Origin of the sequence: Cellulomonas septica (assembly GCF_012396155.1) — a bacterium.
In the GTDB taxonomy this organism is placed as follows: Bacteria; Actinomycetota; Actinomycetes; order Actinomycetales; family Cellulomonadaceae; genus Cellulomonas; species Cellulomonas septica.
The window spans coordinates 1-5,174 of the sequence record NZ_JAAXOY010000213.1 but is presented as its reverse complement, the minus strand read 5'-3'; the positions used below and the strand labels follow the sequence as shown (position 1 = coordinate 5,174).

Annotated in this window: 5 protein-coding genes and 1 pseudogene; 4 read left to right on the top strand and 2 right to left on the bottom strand. The window is 75.4% G+C overall.

Features of this window, described 5'->3' with window-relative positions; genetic code table 11:
- Both HGA02_RS09735 and HGA02_RS09730 read right to left on the bottom strand, forming a co-directional pair.
- Positions 1–1,563, bottom strand: a 1,563-nt coding sequence (locus tag HGA02_RS09735) for a DEAD/DEAH box helicase (protein WP_168678838.1), incomplete at its 3' end; no start/stop codon positions are given.
- Between the two features lie 280 nt (positions 1,564–1,843).
- Positions 1,844–2,257, bottom strand: coding sequence for a CoA-binding protein (locus HGA02_RS09730; protein ID WP_124343427.1), 414 nt, complete (start codon positions 2,255–2,257; stop codon positions 1,844–1,846).
- Positions 2,258–2,438: 181 nt separating this feature from the next.
- On the opposite strand from HGA02_RS09730, the gene clsA reads away from it, so the two are divergent.
- From clsA to HGA02_RS09710, 4 genes and pseudogenes are all read left to right on the top strand, one after another.
- On the top strand, positions 2,439–3,023 hold the full coding sequence (gene clsA, locus HGA02_RS09725; protein WP_168678837.1) for a cardiolipin synthase ClsA: 585 nt from the start codon (positions 2,439–2,441) through the stop codon (positions 3,021–3,023).
- Complete coding sequence (locus HGA02_RS09720) at positions 3,020–4,009, top strand: DUF881 domain-containing protein (RefSeq protein ID WP_168678836.1); 990 nt, start codon at positions 3,020–3,022, stop codon at positions 4,007–4,009. The genes clsA and HGA02_RS09720 overlap by 4 nt, the downstream gene beginning before the upstream one ends.
- The gene (locus tag HGA02_RS09715; protein ID WP_124343430.1) at positions 4,006–4,338 is read left to right on the top strand and encodes a small basic family protein; all 333 of its coding nucleotides are present in this window, start codon (positions 4,006–4,008) and stop codon (positions 4,336–4,338) included. The genes HGA02_RS09720 and HGA02_RS09715 overlap by 4 nt, the downstream gene beginning before the upstream one ends.
- A pseudogene (locus tag HGA02_RS09710) lies at positions 4,335–5,174 on the top strand (hypothetical protein); the annotation flags it as partial. The gene HGA02_RS09715 and the pseudogene HGA02_RS09710, both read left to right, overlap by 4 nt.

The following is a 5,174-nucleotide window of genomic DNA, read 5'->3' as shown; positions in this document are numbered from 1 at the left end:
CTCGCCGGTGAGCGCCCCCACGAGCGCACCCGGCTGCAGGCCGTCACGGTGGCCGACCGCGACGCGCCAGCGCGGCGGACCGCCCGCGATGTGCGTGTCGCTGCGGCGACGCTCGCGCGGCGGACGGTCCTCGTGGCCGACCGTGCGCTCGTGCTTGCCGGGCGTGAGGCGCGCGCGCTCGAGCGCGTCGTCCAGGTCGTCGCCCGTGCGCGCCGCGGGACCCTCGTCGCCGACGGCGAGCGCCGCGACGGACGCGAGCAGGTCGACGGGGTCGGTGCCCGGGTGGGCCGCGAGGTGCGCGGCGATCGCGTCGCGGTACACCTCGAGCCGGCCGAGCGCGGCACGCTCGGGCGCACGGTCGAGCAGGCGCGTGACCCGGTGACCGCTCACCTCGGCGGGCGACGGGATCTGGACCTGCTCCATCGGGACGCGCGTGGTGCGCTCGATCGTGCGCAGGCGCGACTGCTCCGACGGGGTGACGAAGGACAGCGCCTCGCCCTCGCGACCGGCCCGGCCGGTCCGGCCGATGCGGTGCACGTACGTCTCGGCCTCGCGCGGCACGTCGAAGTTCACGACGAGGCCGATGCGCTCGACGTCGAGGCCGCGCGCGGCGACGTCGGTCGCGACGAGCACGTCCAGGGCGCCGGTGCGCAGGCGGTCGACGATCTTCTCGCGGTCGCCCTGCGCGACGTCGCCGGAGATGTGCGCGGCGGAGATGCCGCGCTCGACGAGCGCGCTGCCGACCTCCTCGGCCGCACCGCGCGTGCGGACGAACACGATGGTCGCGTCGGCGTCGGTGACCGACAGGACGCGGCCGAGCGCGCCGATCTTGTGGCGGTGGGGCACGACCGCGTAGGTCTGCCGGACCGTCGTGACGGTCGACGACTGCCGCGCCACGGTGATCTCGACGGGCTCGTGCAGGTGCTGCTCGGCGACCCGGCGGATCGGCGCGGGCATCGTCGCGGAGAACAGGGCGACCTGGCGGCGGTCGGGCGTCGAGGACAGGACGCGGTCGACGTCCTCGGCGAAGCCCATGCGCAGCATCTCGTCGGCCTCGTCGAGCACGAGGTAGCGGACCTGGTCCATGACGAGCGTGCCGCGGTCGAGGTGGTCGAGGACGCGGCCGGGGGTGCCGACGACGACCTGCGCGCCGCGCGCGAGCGCACGCTGCTGCGGCAGGAACGGGGAGCCGCCGTAGACGGCGACGACGCCCAGACCGGGCAGGTGCGTCGCGAACGAGGAGATCGCGTCGGCGACCTGCATCGCGAGCTCGCGCGTCGGGGTGAGGACGACGGCCTGGACACCGGCGGTGTCCGCGTCGACCGACGCGAGGAGCGGCAGGCCGAACGCGGCGGTCTTGCCGGTGCCGGTCTGCGCGACACCGACGATGTCGCGGCCCGCGAGGAGCGCGGGGATGGCCTGGGCCTGGATGGCGGAGGGGGTGACGAAGCCGAGGTCGGCCACCGCGCGCTCGAGGGCGGCGGGCAGGCCGAGGTCGTCGAACCGGGGGGCCGGCGTCTCGGTCGCGTCGGTCGTGGGGGCAGGGGGCACGAGGGTGCTCATGGGGGAACCGTTCGGTGGAGCGGGGGAGCCCTGAACCGTGCGCCGGGACGGCGGACGGCGGGTCGCTGCTGCCCCGCACACCCGACGGCACCAGGACGGTGCCCAGACTTCACGACACGAGCCCGCACAGGGTGCAGGCTCGACGGGGGACGCGCGACGAACTCCGGTAGTCGCCGACCAGTCTACGGGCGCGGGGCGTCCGGTGGTCGGCAAGGAGCAGGTGAGTTCGCGCACACGACGAGGGTTGCGCGCACGGGCGCCCGGGCGGGCCGCGTCGTGCTCAGAGACCGAGCCGGCGCGCCTCGATGATCGGGCACGTGTCCATGACGACGTCGAGGCCCGCCGCGGCGGCACGGGCGGCCGCGTCCTCGTCCACGACGCCGAGCTGCAGCCACACCGCGCGCGCGCCGACCGCGATCGCCTCGTCGACGACGGCACCGGCGAGCGCGCTGTTGACGAACACGTCGACGACGTCGACGTCGCCGGGGACGTCCGCGAGCGTCGCGTATCCCGTCGCACCGTGGACCGTCGGCGCGCTCGGGTGCACCGGGACGATCTCGTTCCCGCGCGCCTGCACGAACTCGGAGACGCCGTACGCGGCGCGCGCGGTGTTCGTCGACAGCCCGACGACGGCCCAGCGGCCCGGAGTCGTCAGGAGGCGGCGGATGACGTCGGTGTCGTTGTGGTGGGTCACGCTCGCAGCCTCGCACGCCGTGCCGGTCGGACGCGCGGGGTGGCGTGGAGGCGCACCGGCAGTGGGTGGGACGCCCGCGGGGTGGACGGCTCCGACGCGCGGACGTGGACGGGGGAGCAGGTCGGCGGGGGCGAGCGCCGTAGGATCGTCGCCGCAAGCACCGAGAGCGACGGGGGAGGCAGTGAGCCAGAACGAGCTCGTCACACCCCGCGTGCTGACGGTGCCCAACCTCGTGAGCTTCGTCCGCCTGCTGCTGGTGCCGGTGTTCGGCTGGCTCATCGCGACCGGCCACGACGGCTGGGCGGTCGTCGTGCTCGCGGTGTCGGGCGCGTCCGACTGGCTCGACGGCGTGCTCGCCCGGCGGCTCCACCAGGTGTCGCGGCTCGGGCAGCTGCTCGACCCGGCGGCCGACCGCCTCTTCATCCTCGTCACGCTCGTCGGGCTCGTGTGGCGCGGTGCCGTGCCGTGGTGGCTGCTCGTCGTCCTCGTCGCACGCGACGTGCTGCTCGCGGGCGTCTTCCTGCGTCTCGCCCGGGCCGGCTGGGGCCCGCTGCCCGTGCACATGGCCGGCAAGGCCGGCACGTTCGCCCTGCTGTACGCGTTCCCGCTGCTGCTGCTCGGCCAGTGGGCGGCGCCGCTCGGGCCCGTCGCGTCGGTGCTCGGGTGGGCCTGCGCGCTGTGGGGCGTCGGCCTCTACTGGTTCGCGGGTGCGCTGTACCTCGTGCAGGCGCGCGACCTGCTGCGCGGCAGGACGGCCACGGCATGACCTCCCGGCACGGCGACGCGGTGCAGCGGCCCGCCCCCGACGCGTCGATGACGCTCCTCAACGAGGTGTACCGGCGCCCGCTCGACCCCGGCTACGCCGCCGCCGCGGAGGGCCGCCGCACCGGCACTCGCCCGCCGCGCACCCGACGGGGTGCCGCGCTGCTCCTCGTGCTCGGGGTCCTGCTCGGCCTCGGGACGGTCACCGCAGCCGTGTCGCTGCGCACGCCACCGCCGTCCGTCGTCGCGGCCCGCAACCTGCTCCAGAACCAGATCGAGCAGCACGACGCGGAGGCCGAGGCGCTCGAGAGCGACATCGCCGCGCTCAGCGACGAGGTGCGCGGGCTTCAGGAGGCCGCGCTCGACGACGTCGACCCCGCGCTCGCCGCCGAGCTCGAGGCGAGCCAGATCGCGGCCGGGGTCGTGCCCGTCACGGGCACCGGGCTGCGGATCGTCCTCACCGACGCGCCGGTCGACCCCGACAGCGGCGTGGAGGCCCCGTCGTCGCGCGTGCAGGACTACGACCTCCAGGTGCTCGTCAACGGGCTGTGGGCGGCAGGCGCCGAGGCGGTCGCGATCAACGGCGAGCGGCTCACCGCGACCTCCGCGATCCGCAGCTCGGGCCCGGTCGTCCGCGTGGACCTCGTGCCGCTCGTCAGCCCGTACGTCGTGGAGGCCGTCGGCGACCCCGTCGCGATGCAGACCGACATCGCCCGCAGCTCTGCGGGGCAGCTCCTCGCGACGCTGCGCAACACCTGGGGCATCGGCGTCGACATGTCGTCGCAGACCGAGCTCGAGCTGCCCGGCGCGGGCCAGGTCAAGCTGCACGACGCGACCGTGCCGGAGGAGTCGCGCCTCACCCCGCCGACGCCGTCCACGACGAGCGACGAGCCGCCCGCCACCGAGGACGCCGGTGCGTCGGCGGAGGGTGCGGACGAGGCGGCCGGTGTGGCAGGGTCGGCACGTCATCCGGGGAGGGAACGTACGTGATCGCAGTGATCGGGCTCGTCGTCGGGGTCGTCGTGGGCCTCGTGCTGCAGCCCACCGTCCCGCCCGAGCTGCAGCCGTACCTGCCCATCGCGGTCGTCGCCGCGCTCGACGCCCTCTTCGGCGGCCTGCGCGCCATGCTCGACGGCATCTTCGACGACCGCGTCTTCCTCACGTCGTTCCTGTCCAACGTCGTCGTCGCCGCGCTCATCGTGTTCCTCGGCGACCAGCTCGGCGTCGGGTCCCAGCTGTCCACCGCGGTCGTCGTCGTCCTCGGCATCCGGATCTTCTCGAACGCCGCCTCGATCCGCCGGCACCTGTTCAAGGCATGAGCGACCAGCACCCCGACCGCCCCGACGACGCGCCCGCCGACCTGCCGCACGTCGACAACCCGGGCGTCGACATCCCGAGCGCCGACCAGCCGCACGTCGACCGGCCGAGCGCGGGCCGGCCGAGCGCGTCGGACGAGCCTTCCGACGTCGCGCCTGCGGACGACGTCGCGGACGAACTTGCGACGACGGTCGAGGACGGGGACGCGGACGCCGCTGCCGCGCCCGGGTCGACGGAGCCCGACGACGTCGTCGCGGGTCGGGACGACCTTGCCGCCGACCCGTACCCAGCAGCTCCCGCGGAGGTCGCCGGTCGCGACGACGACGTGCCGCCCGACGTCGTGCACGTCGACGACGACGCGCTCGTCCGCCCGCTCGACGCGCCCCTGGCGCACGTGCTGGGCCAGGACGCGGACGACCTCTCCGTGCTCGCCTCGCCGGCCGACGCGCCCGACGCCCACGGGCCGGTCACGGCGCCGGATCCGGGCCTTCCCGTCGACGTGCCGGACCAGGACCCGTCCGCCGTCGCGTGGGACCAGCACCTGCCCGCGGACGCGACCGAGCACCACGACGACCGTGGGCAGGACGACGCGTGGGACCAGCGGGCCCCCGTGGACGAGACCGAGCACCTGCATGACGGCCGGTCGGACGCCGCCTGGCACCAGGACGCGCCGACGGACCACACCGAGCACGTCGACGACGGCCGGTCGGACGCCGCCTGGGACCAGCAGGAGCCCGCGGACGAGATCGCCCCGGCGCATGCTGACGAGAGCCCCTCGGACGCCGTCGTGGGCCACGAGGTGGTCGCCGCTGCCGGTCACGCCGACGCGACGGACGCG